This is a genomic window from Alkalibacterium subtropicum, assembly GCF_900112455.1.
GTDB classification, from domain to species: Bacteria; Bacillota; Bacilli; order Lactobacillales; family Carnobacteriaceae_A; genus Alkalibacterium; species Alkalibacterium subtropicum.
On record NZ_FOLT01000015.1, the window covers coordinates 1 to 14,892 of the forward strand.

16 protein-coding genes are annotated in these 14,892 nt (G+C 44.4%); 2 read left to right on the forward strand and 14 right to left on the reverse strand.

The genetic code is table 11. The features are described from left to right. From BM049_RS10155 to BM049_RS10205, 11 genes are all read right to left on the reverse strand, one after another. Positions 1-252, reverse strand: a 252-nt coding sequence (locus BM049_RS10155; protein WP_177188683.1) for a UPF0236 family transposase-like protein, incomplete at its 3' end; no start/stop codon positions are given. A 751-nt stretch (positions 253-1,003) separates the two neighbouring features. Then, positions 1,004-3,073: a type I DNA topoisomerase gene (gene topA / locus BM049_RS10160; protein ID WP_091531290.1), complete on the reverse strand. Its 2,070-nt coding sequence runs from the start codon at positions 3,071-3,073 to the stop codon at positions 1,004-1,006. Between the two features lie 148 nt (positions 3,074-3,221). Then, positions 3,222-4,097: a DNA-processing protein DprA gene (gene dprA, locus BM049_RS10165; RefSeq protein WP_245751925.1), complete on the reverse strand. Its 876-nt coding sequence runs from the start codon at positions 4,095-4,097 to the stop codon at positions 3,222-3,224. Positions 4,098-4,185: 88 nt separating this feature from the next. Then, positions 4,186-4,956: a ribonuclease HII gene (locus BM049_RS10170; protein WP_091531292.1), complete on the reverse strand. Its 771-nt coding sequence runs from the start codon at positions 4,954-4,956 to the stop codon at positions 4,186-4,188. Next, positions 4,934-5,797, reverse strand: coding sequence for a ribosome biogenesis GTPase YlqF (gene ylqF / locus BM049_RS10175; RefSeq protein WP_091531294.1), 864 nt, complete (start codon positions 5,795-5,797; stop codon positions 4,934-4,936). The genes BM049_RS10170 and ylqF overlap by 23 nt, the downstream gene beginning before the upstream one ends. Before the next feature lie 45 nt (positions 5,798-5,842). Then, positions 5,843-6,457 (reverse strand): signal peptidase I, encoded by a 615-nt coding sequence (gene lepB, locus BM049_RS10180; protein WP_091531296.1) that lies wholly within the window; start codon positions 6,455-6,457, stop codon positions 5,843-5,845. A 96-nt stretch (positions 6,458-6,553) separates the two neighbouring features. Further along, the gene (locus BM049_RS10185; protein ID WP_091531299.1) at positions 6,554-8,041 is read right to left on the reverse strand and encodes a S41 family peptidase; all 1,488 of its coding nucleotides are present in this window, start codon (positions 8,039-8,041) and stop codon (positions 6,554-6,556) included. 20 nt (positions 8,042-8,061) lie between these two features. Beyond that, entirely contained in the window at positions 8,062-8,781 is a 720-nt protein-coding gene (gene deoD, locus BM049_RS10190; RefSeq protein WP_091531301.1) for a purine-nucleoside phosphorylase, read from the reverse strand. Between the two features lie 27 nt (positions 8,782-8,808). After that, positions 8,809-9,030 (reverse strand): YozE family protein, encoded by a 222-nt coding sequence (locus BM049_RS10195; RefSeq protein ID WP_091531303.1) that lies wholly within the window; start codon positions 9,028-9,030, stop codon positions 8,809-8,811. Then, the gene (msrA, locus tag BM049_RS10200) at positions 9,027-9,548 is read right to left on the reverse strand and encodes a peptide-methionine (S)-S-oxide reductase MsrA (protein WP_091531305.1); all 522 of its coding nucleotides are present in this window, start codon (positions 9,546-9,548) and stop codon (positions 9,027-9,029) included. Before msrA ends, BM049_RS10195 begins: the two co-directional genes overlap by 4 nt. Positions 9,549-9,594: 46 nt before the next feature. Beyond that, the gene (locus tag BM049_RS10205; protein WP_091531307.1) at positions 9,595-10,227 is read right to left on the reverse strand and encodes a YpmS family protein; all 633 of its coding nucleotides are present in this window, start codon (positions 10,225-10,227) and stop codon (positions 9,595-9,597) included. 171 nt (positions 10,228-10,398) lie between these two features. Here BM049_RS10205 and trhA point away from each other — a divergent pair, with 171 nt between their 5' ends. Further along, a complete protein-coding gene (gene trhA / locus BM049_RS10210) occupies positions 10,399-11,055 on the forward strand; it encodes a PAQR family membrane homeostasis protein TrhA (RefSeq protein ID WP_091531310.1) in 657 nt (218 codons plus the stop codon). Positions 11,056-11,106: 51 nt separating this feature from the next. Here the strand turns inward: trhA and BM049_RS10215 are convergent, their stop codons facing one another. The 3 genes from BM049_RS10215 to BM049_RS10220 form a co-directional block, all read right to left on the reverse strand. Continuing rightward, positions 11,107-11,595, reverse strand: coding sequence for a dihydrofolate reductase (locus BM049_RS10215; RefSeq protein ID WP_091531312.1), 489 nt, complete (start codon positions 11,593-11,595; stop codon positions 11,107-11,109). Between the two features lie 65 nt (positions 11,596-11,660). Next, positions 11,661-12,605: a thymidylate synthase gene (locus BM049_RS11890; protein ID WP_177188685.1), complete on the reverse strand. Its 945-nt coding sequence runs from the start codon at positions 12,603-12,605 to the stop codon at positions 11,661-11,663. Between the two features lie 12 nt (positions 12,606-12,617). Beyond that, entirely contained in the window at positions 12,618-14,507 is a 1,890-nt protein-coding gene (locus BM049_RS10220) for an ABC-F family ATP-binding cassette domain-containing protein (protein ID WP_177188686.1), read from the reverse strand. A gap of 161 nt (positions 14,508-14,668) precedes the next feature. On the opposite strand from BM049_RS10220, the gene BM049_RS10225 reads away from it, so the two are divergent. Further along, positions 14,669-14,890, forward strand: a complete 222-nt coding sequence (locus tag BM049_RS10225; protein WP_091531315.1) for a cold-shock protein — start codon at positions 14,669-14,671, stop codon at positions 14,888-14,890. Positions 14,891-14,892 lie beyond the last annotated feature (2 nt).

Here is a 14,892-nt window from a genome sequence, read left to right on the forward strand (position 1 = left end):
TTCCTTTTTTAGTCGTCTCCGATAGTAAGTGATCTTACCAAATATAAATTGAACAGTTCGAGGTTCAATATTGTCTACATGCCAGCCTTTATGTTTATACTGCTGGTAAAGTTCTTTATCTATTCTCTCTATGGCATGTTGCATTAACCATTCATTCCAACCTTGAAACCAAAGGTTTAAATTGTTTTCTATATCAATAACTGATTCTTCGTTCTTCCAGAGTTCAACTATTTGTGATATTATATGATTCATAACGAGGCCTCTTTTCTACTGGTGTGGTAACTACTAGATTAAAGGTCTCGTTTCTTTTTGTCTAGAAAACGAAATGATATCACTAACCGAGAACTATTTTACACTAACAAGTGGGATAAATACGTGAAGATTTTAGAATCCTATAGATAAAGACAACTTCCGGCCGGATCTTCCTCTACTACTAGGCCGCATTGGGACCCAAGCAGGGCGTATATAAATGGATTCCACTGACACTGATAATTATAGGATTTACTGAAAAAGATGTTAACAGAGTTAGTAAGTCTTTTTCAGGAACAACAGCCCAACAGGATTTGACTGATTCGGCTTTTTCAGCAAAACTGACGCTTTAACTTCAGCGAATATATTTAACTTCATCGTGTTCACCACTCCTGATTTACCGAACAAGCCGAAACTCTCTCTCCTTCGGTGTATTCATATTTTTATTTCTAACAAATAGACCGAACACCCCTTCCTATGGCGTAACCAGCAGGGAGTTGGATTTGAATAAACCGAACCCCAATCAACTTCGGTCTATTCCTCACTTACCTCAGGTGAAATAAGCCGAATACCTTAAAGTTCGGCTTATTCAAACATTGTGTTTGTTTCAATAGACCGAAGTTCTGTGACATTAAGTCGAAAGAACGAGGAAAGTGTCGGAACGTCCCGACACTCCCAGATAATTCAAGTCAAATCTTTTTTGATCCATAAAGAAAAGGCTGGACAGCTGTCCAGCCTTTCTCAGATTATAAATTTATTTCTGCGGTTCTTCCTTGTAATCACAATTGGAACAAATGACCTGTTTCTGCTTTTTCGTTTTATGCTCAACCAGATAATGGTCGCATTTTGGACAGTCGCGGCCGATCGGTTTGTCCCATGAGGTGAATTCGCACTCCGGATAATTCTCACATCCGTAAAAGATACGTTTCTTCTTGGATTTGCGTTCCACCACTTCCCCTTTTTGACAGACCGGACACGTCACACCGATTTTCTTAACGATCGGTTTGGTGTTTCGGCAGTCAGGGAAATTGGAACAGGCATAAAACTTACCGTAGCGGCCCATTTTGATGACCATGGGCGAGCCGCATTTTTCACAGTCAAAGCCTGCTGGCTCATCCTCGATCTCCACTTCTTCGAGTTCTTTCTCTGCCGTCGTAACTTCTTCTTTGAAGGGTTTATAGAACTGATCGATGACTTCGACCCATTCTTTGGTCCCTTCTTCAACGGCATCCAGGTCTTTCTCCATGTCCGCTGTAAAGTTGACGTCCACGATGTTAGGGAAAAACTCGCCAATGATCGTATTGACGATCGTACCGAGCTCGGTCGGCTCAAAACGTTTGTTTGCGAGTGTCACATAATAACGGCGCTGGATGGTTTCCAGTGTCGGCGCATACGTCGACGGACGACCCACACCGTTTTCCTCCAGAGTTTTGATCAGCGTCGCTTCACTGTAGCGCGCAGGCGGCTGTGTGAAGTGCTGGTTCGGTTCGATCGCATCCATTTTGATCTTATCGCCTTCTTCAAGATCCGGCAAGATATTGTCCTTGTCCTTCTTGCTTTCAGCATAAGCCAGCTGGTACCCTTTGAATTTTATCTGCGAACCGTTCGCTCTGAATCTCACGCCATTCTGCTCGATATCCACACGTACGGTGTCATAGACAGCCGGCTTCATCTGACTGGCAATGAAACGGGACCAGATCAGCGAATACAGTTTATACTGGTCTTTTGAGAGATACTGCTTGATGTCAGACGGTTTGCGCATGGCGCTCGTCGCACGGATGGCTTCGTGTGCATCCTGGGCAGACTGGGCGTTTTTCTGCTTTCTAGGCTTCGTTGCGGCGTATTCTTCACCGAATTCGCTGAGGATCACTTGATGCGCTTCCTGCTTCGCCGTATCGGACAGACGCGTGGAGTCCGTACGCATGTAGGTGATCAGTCCTGTGGTCCCGCCTTTACCCAATGAGATCCCTTCATAAAGCTGCTGGGCGATCATCATAGTTTTTCGGGTCCGGAAGTTCAGCTTGCCGGCGGCTTCCTGCTGCAGACTGCTGGTCGTGAAGGGGGCATACGGGTTACGCTTGCGTTCCTTCTTGACGACCTTGGTGACATCAAAGTCTGCCTTCTGGTCCAGTTTCTCCAGAACATTCTGTACGGCTTCATTATCCGGCAGTTTGGTTTTCTTGTTGTTCAGGCCGTAAAAATTTGCATCAAACACTTTTTTGGCTTTTTTGAACTTGGCTTCGATGGACCAGTATTCTTCAGGCACGAAGTTCTTGATTTCCTCTTCGCGGTCGCAGATCATTTTTAAAGCGACAGACTGTACCCGTCCGGCACTCAGACCACGCTTGACTTTTTTCCAGAGCAGCGGACTGATCTGATACCCCACGATACGGTCAAGGATCCGTCTGGCCTGCTGGGAATCAATAAGATCCTCATTCAGATTTCTCGGATTTTTCAACGCATTCTTTACGGCCTCTTTGGTGATTTCATTAAAGACGACACGATTTTTTTCTTCATTATCCAACTTAAGAATATGGCTTAAGTGCCAGGCGATCGCTTCCCCTTCTCTATCCGGGTCAGCTGCGAGAAAAACTTTTTCAGCTTTTTTTGCATGTTTCTTTAAGTCCTTGATGACCGGGCCTTTGCCGCGGATCGTAATGTAATCGGGCTGGTAATCATTATCAAAATCCACACCCATACGACTTTTCGGCAAGTCTCTGATATGACCTAAGCTGGCCACCACTTTATAATTTCTTCCAAGATACTTTTCGATCGTTTTTGCTTTTGCGGGCGATTCTACAATGACTAGATATTTATAAGCCAAATTGCAGGCTCCTTCCTCATATACCATATTTTTTTACGCTGATTTTCTATACTTGCGTCATATTCCTGATCTTCACAAGAATCGTAATCTATCATAGGGCATATGAAATCACTTTGTCAACTTTTAAAACTATATTTAATTAAAAATTTCACACAGTCATGTGCCATTCAGATAAAATATCGTCGCACGACTGGCAGAGTATCGCCCCTGCTTTGATCAGGTCCAGACACCCTTTTGACTGCTCACTGAAGACAGAACCAGGAACAGCAAAAACATCGCGGCCTTCTTCCAGAGCCAGCCTTGCCGTGATCAGACTGCCACTCCGTTCTCTGGCCTCAACGACTAATACACCACGAGAGAGGCCGGCAATGATCCGATTCCTCAAAGGAAAATGCGGTTTCTTAGGTGGTGTGTTCAAGGGATACTCGGAAAGGAGCAGATGGTTCCTGCTGATTTCCTCCTGCAGATGTTTATTTTCTCCTGGATAAGCATATCCGATCCCATTCCCTAAGACCGCGATCGTTTTCCCTCCATTTTCAATGGTCCTGGTATGCACATGTGTATCAATGCCTCTCGCCAGTCCGCTAACAGTTACCAGCTCATGGCTGACAAGGGAGGGAAGCAGCTCTTTGAGAAACCGTTGCCCGTATTCAGTACAGTCCCTTGCACCGACGATGCTTAAGTTCCCTTTATATACGAGAGAAAAATCACCTTTATAAAAGAGGACCAGCGGGGGCTCATAACTTTTTTTCAATACATACGGATAATCCGCCTGACCAAGATAAACGGTATGAATACCTGCCTCTTTCTCTTCTTCCTTGGCTTCAAGATAATCGAATGCCTTCAAATATCGCCGGAAAGCTGTTTTCTTCTGAAAAGTCATGGCAAGTGCACGGTCATAGATGGATGTGTAGTCACTGAACTCCGGATGGTCACTGATCAGGATCTTCCATTTTTCCTTATGACTTAAAAACGGGCAATACGCTAACGCGTATAAGTAATCTTCTATCTGAATCGTCTGCAAAATATTAGCTCCTTAAATAAAAAAATTGAGTTCCTATCTCTTTTATTGTTAAAAGAAATAAAAACTCACGAATTTTATTCGATTTTTTTTACAGAAGGTCTTTGACCGGCCGGAATGTCTTCCTGTGGATCGGTGTCACCCCATGTTTTTTCAGCCCATCAAGGTGATCTTTTGTGCCGTAACCAGCATTTCTCTCAAACCCATATCCCGGATATTCTTCCGCAAGTTCCTTCATTATATTATCACGTGTCACTTTTGCAATGATCGAAGCAGCGGCGATCGATATGCTTTTAGCATCACCTTTGATTATTTTCTCCTGAGGGATCCGGCTATCGATACGCATGGCATCGATCAGCAGACCGTCCGGCTTAATACCCAGCCCTTCAACAGATTCTTTCATCGATACGCGGGTCGCTTCATAAATGTTCAGCTTGTCGATCAGTGCCGGAGAGATCACTGAATAATTGATGGCCAGCGCCACTTTTTTTATCCTCTCAGCCCAGCTTTCCCTTTCTGCTTCACTGAGCTGTTTGGAATCGTTGATACCCGCAAGATCCGGCTCTTCCGGCAGGATGACAGCAGCAGAAACCACCGGACCAGCCAGAGGGCCGCGTCCCACTTCATCGATGCCGGCAATATATTCTTTCCCTTGTTCTCTGAACGCCCGCTCATACGACTGCATCATATGGTAATTCTCCAGTATCAGGACCTGTTTTTTTAACCGGTTTTCATACTGCTTTAAGGCCGTTTGAACGCCTTTTCTCGGGTCCTGTTTCAACAAGGCAAGGTAGTCGCTGGTTATCTCTGTTCCATTGTTTAATCGTTCTTTTATTTCTTTAATCGTCTGTGTCTTTTCCATATATATCTTGTGGTCGCTCAAGTGTGATCCTTCCTAACAATCCGTTTCTAAGTTCATGAATGAACATCTCTGCTCCTCGGTCATAATCATCCCTGAACCCTCTGACTTTAGTGATTTCTAAAAGTAAATCAGGCAGGTCGAGTTCCTCTTCTCTGCCCTCTTTTAAGTTATAGCGTTCCGTCATCGCCCCTGGGTAATGTTCTTTCAGATAACCCATGGCATACAAAGCGATATCGTCCAGATGCAGCAGGGTATCTTTGATCGCTCCCGTCACGGCCAGTCGTTTCCCGACATCCTGATCTTCAAATTTCGGCCACAGGATCCCTGGAGTATCCAGCAGCTCCAGTTCTTTACCATATTTGATCCACTGCTGAGCCTTAGTGACACCGGGTTTGTTCCCGGTCCGGGCAATATTTTTGTGTGCAAAACGATTGATCAGGGTGGATTTCCCAACGTTCGGTATGCCTACGCAGACCGCTCTGATCGCACGTGGTTTCATGCCTTTCGCCTCGCGTTTTTCAAAGAAAGGCTTCAGCACTTTTTTTGTCAGTTTCAAAATTTCCTTGAGGCCCTGTCCTTCTTTCGCGTTGATTGAGATCGCAGGAATGCCTCTGTCTTCGTAATCTCTAAGCCAGGCAGACGTCTGTCTGGGGTCAGCCAGATCACTCTTCATCAAGACGACGATGTGCGGCTTATCACCGATCATCTCTTTGACATCCGGATTTTTACTTGAATAAGGTATCCGTGCATCGATCAGTTCGTATACGACATCGACCATTTTCAGTTTTTCCAGAAATTGTCTTTTAGCTTTGGCCATGTGGCCGGGGTACCATTGTATCATGCGTCTATCCTCTCCTTTCATGCCGGCTTTAACAGCTCAGGCTTTCTAGTCACTATCATCGATGAAGCCAAACCGATCCAGCGGCCATATACGTAAACGTGTTTTTCCCGTCACCTGGTTTTTATCAATAAAACCGAAGGAACGGCTGTCCTTTGAATTCACGCGGTTGTCGCCCAAGACAAAATAGGCATCTTCAGGCACTTCCTCTACACCTTCGATGGAAGCCAGGCTGAAGTTGCTGTTTAAAGACTGCAGGTCAGATTCACTGACTCCCGAGAGATCGATGTAATCTTCTTCAATGGCATCTCCGTTGATATAAAGAGTCTGATCCTGGAAGGTGATTTCATCACCAGGCAGACCGATCACACGCTTGATAAACTGCTTGTCATTGTCTTCAGGTGAAGGAAAGACGATCACATCGAACCGGTCGATGTCCCCCACTTTATTCAAAAGTAAACGGTCACCATCCTGCAGGGTCGGTTCCATGGATGCTCCTTCAACACTGACAGGTGCCAGCAGGTAAATTCTGACACTTAAAAACAGACCAGTAATGACGACAATATAAATAAAGGTACTCAAAATCTCTTGAAGTAATGTCTTCTCTTTTTGCGGTTTCTTATTATGTTTATCACTTTTGGGAGTATAAGATGAATCTTCCATGCCATGACCTACTTTCTCTCATACGTATTTAAAAAAGACAGAGAAAGAAAATGAGCGGATGTCAGAAGACATGCCACATTTCCTTTCTCCTCCTTCTTAATTTTCCAATAAATAATCAACTGCTGCGTCGTACTGTGTATCATTTGCTTCTATCAGTTCGCGGAGTCTCTCTACAAGCGTACGTGCTGTATCGCCTGTAACGATCCCGTCCTGTTCCAGATCGTTTGCAGCCTGGAAAGATTCCACAGCTTCTTCTGTCTCTTCATCGTAAGTGAAATCGACCGACCCCACCTCGTAATCCAGAACGTCCAGGACCTGTTCCAGATTATACACTTCTTCAGATATATCGCCCGTTTCATACGTTGCTTCAGAATTCACGAGCATAAGATTGATATAGTCAGGCATTTCTACTTCCAAATCAGGAGCAATACCTTCTTCATTGATCCATGTCCCATCTGCAGTCAGCCATTTCCCGGCTGTGAATTTTATCTCGCCGTCGCCAGTAATATCCAACACATTCTGAATGGTCCCTTTACCAAAAGTGGTCGTTCCGATAAGCGGGATATCGGCAGACTGACTCATTGCTCCAGCAAGGATCTCAGAAGCACTGGCGCTGCCGCCGTTAATGAGCAGGACGCTTTCCTGATCGAATTTAAAGTCACCAAGTTCATCTGACGCGGTATAGACATAAGGTTCTTCACCTCTGCCTTGAGACTGCATCAGTGGTTCGCCGTTTTCAACAAAAATATTGGAAAGCTGAAGAGCAGAATCAAGCAGACCGCCAGGATTTCCTCTCACATCAAAAATGAATGCTTCAGCGCCTTCTTCTTGAAGGGCTTCGATGGCGTCTACAAGTTCCTCATAGGTCGGTCGGTTGAAATTCGTGATGTGAACATAACCGATCGTCGGATTCTCAGCATCTATTTCATATACCACGGACTCGATCGGGATCGAATCTCTTATGATGTTTACAGTGAATTCATTGTCTCCTCTTATGATAGACAATTCCACTTCAGTCCCCTGAGGACCGCGGATCAAAGCGACCGCTTCATTGATCGACAGGTCAGCTACAGATTCACCGTTCACCTCATCGATCAGATCATTCGGCAGTAACCCGGCTTCTTCAGCAGGCGATCCTGATATGGGCGAAATGATACGAACGTACTCGCCTTCTTTCATCACTTCAGCACCGATACCTTCAAAAGACCCTTCGATATCTTCGTTCATTGACGTGGCTTCCACTTCATCAAGATACGTCGTATAAGGATCTTCCACGGCTTCGGCCATCCCCTGAAGTGCCCCTTCGATCAACGTGTCCGAATCGACTTCTTCCAGATACTGTGTCATCAAAATCGAGTAGACTTCTCTCAAAGGCTCAAAGTCCACATCCTCTGGATCGGATTCCAGGACAGTCTCCGTTTCTTCTGTTTCCGTTTGAGGATCAGTAACGTCATCTGTATCTCCAGTAACATTCAAAGCCAGAACAGTCCCAGCTATGGCAACGAAAAGAACGATCACTAACGATACGACATACAGGGTCAAGCTGACTTTTTTCGTCTCTTTATTCTCTGATTCGTGCTCCATGAAAGACCTCTTCTCTTGTTTTACTTGTTTTCGTCCATTCTAAGTGCTGCTTCGAGTGCGATGATCATCATATCGTTAAATGTTGTCTGTCTTTCTTCTGACGTCGTTTCTTCTCCCGTCAGGATATGGTCACTGATCGTCAAGAGGGCCAGTGCTCTCTTATTGTGTTTGGCAGCGAGAGAATACAGACCGGCAGCTTCCATTTCCACTGCCATGATGCCGTAATCAGCCAGTTTCTGCTTGTCCAGTTCTTCATTGTAAAAACGGTCCGCACTGAGGATATTACCGACACGAATGTTCATTTCTTTTTCCATACCGATATCATAGGAATGTCTCAGCAGATCAAAGTCAGCGATCGGTGCAAAATCCACCTGATTATTGAAAATGTGACGGTGGATACTTGAATCGGTCGTGGCTGCTTGAGCGAGCACGACGTCACGGATCTTCACTTCTTTTTTCAATGCACCGGCAGAACCGACACGAATAAGGTTTTCAACGCCGTATTCCTGGATAAGTTCTTCACCATAGATCATAAGTGATGGAATCCCCATACCCGTACCTTGAACTGAGATTTCTTTACCTTTGTAAGTCCCAGTATAACCGAAGGCATTTCTGACAGTGTTGTACTGCTTGACATCCTCTAAAAAGGTCTCAGCGATATATTTTGCACGCAAAGGATCCCCAGGCATCAGAACTGTTTTTGCGATTTCACCTTTTTTTGCTTCTATGTGTACACTCATTTGACATTCTCCTTTAAAATTTATTTACTATTTATTATTATCTTTATACATTTGATAAACTTTGTCAAAGACTTCCATCGAGACGACGTAATCCCCGTTGATTTCCAGATAATCGGAAAGTTCGCTATAATCAGTTGAATGCTTGGGAAATGTTCCGTCATGATCGACTGCATTCGCGAAGAGCGTGATGTCGTCTTTTTTATACGGGTCTCTTAAGGTTTTGACATAATGATAAAACGAGCGTCTCATTCACAGACCTCCTGTGAATGGGAGTCTGCCCATTGTCTTCGCTGTTCTTTTTCTCGTGCGTAAGCAGCCGGATTTTTTTTATAGAACTGCTGGTGTTCTTCTTCAGCCGGATAAAAGGCCCCTGCTTTTTCTATTGTGGTCACAATAGGTTTATCATAATAATTCGATGCCTGAAGCTGTTTTTTAGAAGCTACGGCCTTGACTCTCTGATCTTCATTATAGTAGAAGATCACCGGACGATAACTCTCACCGCGATCCATGAACTGGCCCATGGCGTCTGTCGGATCCGTCTGCTGCCAGTAGATCGTCAGGAGCTCATCATAAGAGAGCACCTTTTCATCGTAATGGACCAGTACGGCTTCGGTATGACCGGTATCCTGTGCCTTGACTTGTTCATAGGTCGGATTCGGCACGTGCCCGCCAGTATAACCTGAAACAACTTTGTTTATTCCTGTCATTGTTTCAAAAGGCTGGACCATACACCAGAAACATCCGCCTGCAAATAATGCCTTTTCCAATCATAAAATCCTTTCTAGTATAAAGATACGAAACACAGATATTATATCACTTTATAGCTTGTTCAGGCAAAATAATATCCAGTCTTATGTCATCTGCCTCAAGATCGATTCTTTTGAGCCGCAGCTGCGTATCATTTTCCAGTGAAAACGCATCGAATGCGACGAGCACAAAGGCCTCCTCACTATCGATCTGAATCCATTCAGGCAGATCCAGCTGCTGATCCAGAATATTGAGCGCGATGTCGATCGGCAAGTCGAGCGCCCCTAGTTGAATGCGTTGTGCGCGCAACTGAAGATTGCCGTTATCCATGACAAACGGCTCCATATATAGACCAAAATCGACATCAAAACCGAATAGATTCAATGGCCCTTCCATTTCCACCAGCTCATCGACAGTAACAGTGAAACCGGAATAACGTTCACCTAACTCTTCCTGCAGGTACAAATTGATGACGCGTTCGACCTGTGCTTTATCTGAAACCACTTCGAAGGGAATGGCTTCATCGGATACCACAAATTCTTCTGTGTCCATCTGAACTGGCTCATTGTCTGTAAAGATGTCTAGTTGAACTGCAAGCCAGATCATGACACCTATATTTATCAGCAGCAGGATAATAAATGCCCATTTCCATCCGGAACCTTTTTGTCCTGCTGTTCGCTTTCCTCGTGTATCGGTCAACTTGCATTTCCTCCTTTTTGAGTATATCAAATGACTCAACGATATCTCATGTGTGAGATATATTTCTGTGTTATAATAAATTAAAATAAGTAAAAAACGCAAATCTTTCTATAGTAGTATACCAAACTTTCAACTATTCGTACAGAAAGTAACCGTTTTAAGGAGGTCGCCATGTCAAACCAAACAGAATCATCTGCATTTTCCAGAAAATACCTGATCATAAATGAAATCTTAAACGCCGTGACGCATGGGATCGGAGTGATTTTAAGCATCATCGCCTTAGTTTTTCTTGTTCAGAAAGGAATCGAGGCGGGTGGCACCTTAGAAGTAACCTCTTATACGGTTTATGGCGTTTCGCTCATCCTTCTTTACTTGTCCAGCACACTTTATCACAGTTTCACTTTTACCCGGGCACGATACGTTTTCCGTATCATCGATCACAGCAGTATTTTCCTGCTTATAGCCGGTACCTACACCCCTTATACTCTGATCACCATAGGCGGTAAATTGGGGACTTTCCTGACTACAGTCATCTGGACGATCGCTTTTCTAGGTGTGTTGTATAAAACGATCTGGTTCAAAAAATTTCAGGGCTTGTCGCTCTGGCTCTATATAGCAATGGGCTGGATATCGCTGTTCTTCATGCATTATCTGTATCAGGGACTTGGTACGAACGGGTTCCTCTGGCTTGTGGCCGGCGGACTTTCCTTCACGGTCGGGGCTCTCTTTTACCGGTTGAAACACATTAAATTCATGCATGTCGTCTGGCATCTGTTTGTGATGTCTGGAACCATTTGTATGTTCTTTTCCATCTATCTCTACACGTAGATGCACTAACAGACAGAGAAGACCCTGATTGTCAGGGTCTTCTCTGTCTGTTTATTTGCGTTTAAAAATTTGAAATGTATGGGGATGTTTATTTTTTGCATCAACAGCCCCTTTTTTCTCTTCTATCAACTCAAACTGCGAATAGTCGATTGCAGGCATATACGTGTCCCCTTCAAAAGAGTCATGGATTACCGTCCGGTAAAGCATGTCCACATCATCTATAAAAAGCTCGAACAGCGAAACACCGCCGATCACATGAAGTGGCTTTTTTGAATCTTCTGTTTTGTCCAATATCTCTTTTTTAGAATGACAGACATGAATGCCTTCCAAGTCGAAGGAAGGGTTCGACGTCAGAACGAAGTTTTCTCTCTTTTTCAGGGGAGGATTCGGTATGCTGTCCAATGTTTTCCTCCCCATTACCACATCTCCCGTTAGAGTCACCTCTTTAAAAAACTGCATATCAGCTGGAAGATGCCAGGGAAGTTCTCCGTTTTTCCCAATCAGTCCATTTTCATCTTCTGCCCACACAAACGTTATCATATCAGCACCTCACTTAATATTTGCACTACGAAACTATATAGTTGCACAAAGCAAATGCAGTCACCTTAAACAGCGATAGGTGCTTTGATCGCTTTATGCGGATGGTAATCTAAAACTTCGATGTCATCCATCTCAAAATCGAAAATACTTTTCTCTTTATTCAATTTGATCGTTGGGAAGGGTCTGGGTTCCCTTGAAAGCTGTTCATGGATCTGTTCCATGTGATTCATGTAAAGATGCGCATCTCCTAGAGTATGAACGAAATCCCCGACTTCAAGTCCTGTCTCTTGAGCAACAAGGTGTGTCAGAAGTGCATAGCTTGCTATATTGAATGGTACGCCTAAGAAGACATCCCCGCTTCGCTGATAGAGCTGACAGCTCAGCTTGTTTCCGTCAACGTAGAACTGAAATAAAGTATGACACGGGGGCAGAGCCATGGTCGGTACTTCTTCAGGATTCCAGGCGGACACGATATGGCGCCTGGACATCGGATTGGTTTTTATCGATTCGATGACATTCTTGATCTGGTCGATGATGCCGCCATCTTTTTTCTGCCACGCGCGCCACTGGGCTCCATAAACATTGCCCAAAGAACCATACTGTTCAGCAAAGGCATCATCGTTCAGCACGTTCTCTCTGAATAGTGCCATCTGCGTCTGGTATTCTTGTTTAAACTCAGGATCTTCCTGAGAACGCAGACCAAAGTCAGTCATGTCAGGTCCTTTATAGTCTTCACTCTTTACATATTTCTCAAAGGCCCACTCGTCCCAGATATGATTATTGTTTTCCAGCAGAAAACGGATATTGGTATCCCCTTTTAAAAACCATAAAAGTTCACTTTTGATAAGTTTGAAATACACCCGTTTAGTCGTTAACAGAGGGAAACCCTGCTGTAGATCAAAACGCATCTGATGGCCGAAAACCGATTTCGTTCCTGTCCCCGTTCGGTCCTCTCGTTCTGTTCCTTCTTCTAAAATACGTCTCGCTAAATCCAGATATTCTTTTTCCATTTTTTTCACTCCTTATACATACTGTGCCAGATACTCCCAGCGGCTGTATTTCTCTTCCAGTTGATGACTGAGCTCTGTTTGTTTTTCCGTCAGTTCATTCAACTTCACATGATCCGTGATGACCTTCTCCATCTCAGATTGAACCTCTTCAAGCGCTGCTTCCAGCGCTTCGATTTCTGATTCGATCGTTCCCCATTCTTTCTTTTCCATATAAGTCAGTGCTGTTTTTTCTTTCTTTCCTCTTCGGTCATCCTCGGATTTGGCTGTATTCGTTTGAGGTCTGGCCTGTTTTTCTTTTTTTGTCAGATCATTCTGTTCCAAATACTCGGTCAACGAAGCGTAGGATTCTTCAATATCTCCCTTCCCTTTAAAAATCAGCAGTTTACTGGCGATTTTATCTAAGAAATATCGGTCATGGGAAACGGCGATCACAGCCCCGCTGAACTGATCGATAAATTCTTCCAGGATCGTCAGGGTCTGGACATCCAGATCATTCGTCGGCTCATCCAGGAGCAGAACATTCGGCTGCTGCATGAGGATCTTCAGGAGATACAGACGGCGTTTCTCGCCGCCAGACAGTTTATTGATCGGTGACCCATGCATCGAGCGTTTAAAGAGAAACCGTTCAAGTAATTGCGACACGCTTATCGACGAACCATCTGACAGCTTGACTTCTTCGGCGATTTCTCTTAGATAGGTGATCACGCGCTTATCTTCATCAAACTCTTCATTGATTTGCTTGTAGTAACCGATCTTGACCGTTTCCCCTATGATGAGCAGGCCATTGTCCAGTTCTTCTTCTCCCGCAAGGATATTTAAAAAGGTGGTCTTTCCAGACCCGTTTGTGCCGGTGATACCGATCCGGTCTGTCTGCTGGATCAGCAAATCGAAGTTTTTCAATATGACTGTATCGTCAAGCTGTTTAGATGCGTTTTCCAGTTCCAGAACTTTCTTGCCTAAACGTGTGCCAGAAAGCTGCAGCTCAAGTTCAGACTTTTCTTCATGCCCTTTCACCTGTCCTTCAAGCTCAGAGAAGCGCTGTTTGCGTGCCTCCTGTTTCGTGCCTCGTGCCCTTACGCCTTCACGCATCCAGGCAAGCTCCTGCTTATAGAGCTGTTTCTGCTTATGGGCGATACGCTGTTCAGTTGCCTCTTTTTCTGCTTTCAATTGAATGTACTGCTGGTAATTACCAGGATACTGTTCCAGTTTTCCGTTATCGAGTTCTACGATTTCATTAGATACCCTGTCAAGGAAATACCGGTCATGAGTGACCATCAACAGGGATCCGCGGTAGCCTGAGAGATACCCTTCCAGCCATTCGATCATCTGAAAATCAAGGTGGTTGGTCGGTTCATCGAGGATCAGAAGGTCGGGTTCCTGCACAAGGACTTGAGCCAGAGCTGCCCGTTTCTGCTGTCCACCAGATAGATCCCCTACGCGTTTATCACTGTCTTCCAGTCCCAGTTTGTTTAATATGGCTTTTGCCCGTGCATTGACGTTCCAGGCATCTTTCTGATTCATTCTCTTCTCTGCCTCGGTGAACATCTGCTGTAATTTGGGATTGGTCGGATCCTCACTGAATTTTTTCAGTACTTCTTCATAGTTTCTGGCCGCTCTGATCATAGGTGAATCCCCATCAAAAACCACATCAAAAATGCTCTTGGCATTATCCAGTTCGTTTTTCTGACTCAAGTAGCTGATGTCGTAATCTCCCGGATGGGTCTTTTCTCCTTTATCCGGTTTTAGAACGCCGGCAACGATACGTAAAAAAGTGGTTTTCCCGGTACCATTCACGCCGATCAGCCCGATTCTCTGATTTTCCTGAATCGAGAAGGATACATCGTCAAATAATGTTTTTATTCCATATGAATGTGTCAGGTGTTCAATTTTCCATTCTTTCATCATCACATTCTCCTTAAGTTAGAGTCCATCTTATTTTAGCATACAAGCGGAGCTTTTTTCACTTAAACTTTGGCCGTGGTCAAGCGTTGACTCTGAAAACGTTATCCTTTATACTGAAGACTGTAGGCGACTATACTTAAGAAAGCATTAGGGGGAAGACGATGACTAAAGGGACTGTGAAATGGTTTAATAATCAAAAAGGCTATGGTTTCATCGAATACAACGAAGAAGATGATGTTTTCGTTCATTTTACCGGTATCAATATGGAAGGCTATAAAGCATTGAACGAAGGCCAGACAGTAGAATTTGATATTGTAGACGGGTCTCGTGGTCCTCAAGCTACGAACGTGAATGTCGTCGAAGCAGTGAATGATAATAATTAAGA

What these genes read in the sequence shown, in the direction of transcription:
- BM049_RS10170 (WP_091531292.1), bottom strand. Translation starts at nt 4,956, where the DNA reads ATGGAAAAGACACAGACGATTAAAGAAATAAAAGAACGATTAAACAAT.
- ylqF (WP_091531294.1), bottom strand. Translation starts at nt 5,797, where the DNA reads ATGATACAATGGTACCCCGGCCACATGGCCAAAGCTAAAAGACAATTT.
- lepB (WP_091531296.1), bottom strand. Translation starts at nt 6,457, where the DNA reads ATGGAAGATTCATCTTATACTCCCAAAAGTGATAAACATAATAAGAAA.
- BM049_RS10185 (WP_091531299.1), bottom strand. Translation starts at nt 8,041, where the DNA reads ATGGAGCACGAATCAGAGAATAAAGAGACGAAAAAAGTCAGCTTGACC.
- deoD (WP_091531301.1), bottom strand. Translation starts at nt 8,781, where the DNA reads ATGAGTGTACACATAGAAGCAAAAAAAGGTGAAATCGCAAAAACAGTT.
- BM049_RS10195 (WP_091531303.1), bottom strand. Translation starts at nt 9,030, where the DNA reads ATGAGACGCTCGTTTTATCATTATGTCAAAACCTTAAGAGACCCGTAT.
- trhA (WP_091531310.1), top strand. Translation starts at nt 10,399, where the DNA reads ATGTCAAACCAAACAGAATCATCTGCATTTTCCAGAAAATACCTGATC.
- BM049_RS10215 (WP_091531312.1), bottom strand. Translation starts at nt 11,595, where the DNA reads ATGATAACGTTTGTGTGGGCAGAAGATGAAAATGGACTGATTGGGAAA.
- BM049_RS11890 (WP_177188685.1), bottom strand. Translation starts at nt 12,605, where the DNA reads ATGGAAAAAGAATATCTGGATTTAGCGAGACGTATTTTAGAAGAAGGA.
- BM049_RS10220 (WP_177188686.1), bottom strand. Translation starts at nt 14,507, where the DNA reads ATGAAAGAATGGAAAATTGAACACCTGACACATTCATATGGAATAAAA.
- BM049_RS10225 (WP_091531315.1), top strand. Translation starts at nt 14,669, where the DNA reads ATGACTAAAGGGACTGTGAAATGGTTTAATAATCAAAAAGGCTATGGT.